A 1,250-nucleotide genomic window follows, 5' to 3' on the forward strand; every position below is an offset into this window, starting at 1 on the left:
CATGTCGACCTCGGCTCATCCCGACATGATATCGGAGGCGATTAATTATTCAACCTACTTACGGGATGTTGTACTAGGCGCGTTCCGGGGTGTCACCACCCGTGGTCGCAATTCGGGGTGCTCGCAGGGCTGCGGGTCCAACTATTGAACAGGCTCGGGGCACCAAGCGAAAGCCGACCTCGTTGCCGTTACCAGACGCCATCTTATGCCCATTCCATCGCAACGCATGGACCGTAAGCCCGCTTCATCCTTCGGGGTCTGGCTCACCCGATGAACAACTATTGAGTACCGATTCCAGCCGCTGAAACAGATTCTAAGAGCCACCCCTTTCAAGGTGATGAAGAATAGGGCAAGCTCCGTGTCCTCGAACCGAAGACGGAGTCAGTGGCGTGGTACTGGACGCAGTAGTGGAACGCTTTATCGAACACAGCCCGATCAGCGTGATGGCGCGCCTGGGGTTGCAACGCGCCCTCGATCCGGCCTGGATCGATGAGTTGTTCGAGCAGGAGCGGGAAACGCAGTACACGCGAGAGCTACTGTTCTCCACGACGGTTGGAAATCATGTCGCTGGTGGCCGTAGGGCTGCGCCCGTCGGTGCATGCGGCAGCCAAGGCCAGTCCGACGCTGCCCGTTTCCATCACCGCGCTGTACGACAAGATCAGCCGGACCGAACGGGACTGGTTCGTGCCTTGGTGCAAGGCAGCGCGCGGCGTCTGGGGCCGGTCGTGCAACCGATGTTGCGCAAGCAGCCGCCCTCAGTGGACGGCTATCGCCTGCGCATCGTGGATGGCAGCCATTTGCCGGCGAGCGAAAAGCGCCTGAAACCATTGCGTGGGTTTCGGGGCGCGGCCTTGCCAGGACAGTCATTGGTGGTTTATGACCCGGATACGGCGATGATCGTCGATCTGGTGCCCTGTGAAGATGCCCATGCTCAAGAGCGGGCCATCGCTCGAATCGGCCCAAGCTGGCGAATTGTGGATCGCCGATCGCAACTTCAGCACCCGGGCGATCCTTGCCGGCTGGCAGCGTCGCGGCAGCGTCTTCATCGTGCGCGAGCACGGCCGCAATCCGAGCCCCGGCGAGTTGGAGCCAGCGCGCGCGGCTGACTCAACGAACGAATCTCGCTGTTGAGCACCGATTCCAGCCGCTGAAACAGATTCTCAATGCTCCAGCGGTTACCAGCGACATTGAGCTCTCACCGTATTACCTCGCCAGCGAAATCCGGGCGACGTATGCCGGCATGATGATCG

1 pseudogene is annotated in these 1,250 nt (G+C 60.6%); it reads left to right on the forward strand.

The annotated features are described in order from the left end of the window. Positions 1-443 precede the first annotated feature (443 nt). A pseudogene (locus tag J8I82_RS37695) lies at positions 444-1,071 on the forward strand (transposase); the annotation flags it as partial. Positions 1,072-1,250 lie beyond the last annotated feature (179 nt).

The organism is Cupriavidus consociatus (assembly GCF_017814975.1).
Lineage (GTDB): Bacteria > Pseudomonadota > Gammaproteobacteria > Burkholderiales > Burkholderiaceae > Cupriavidus > Cupriavidus consociatus.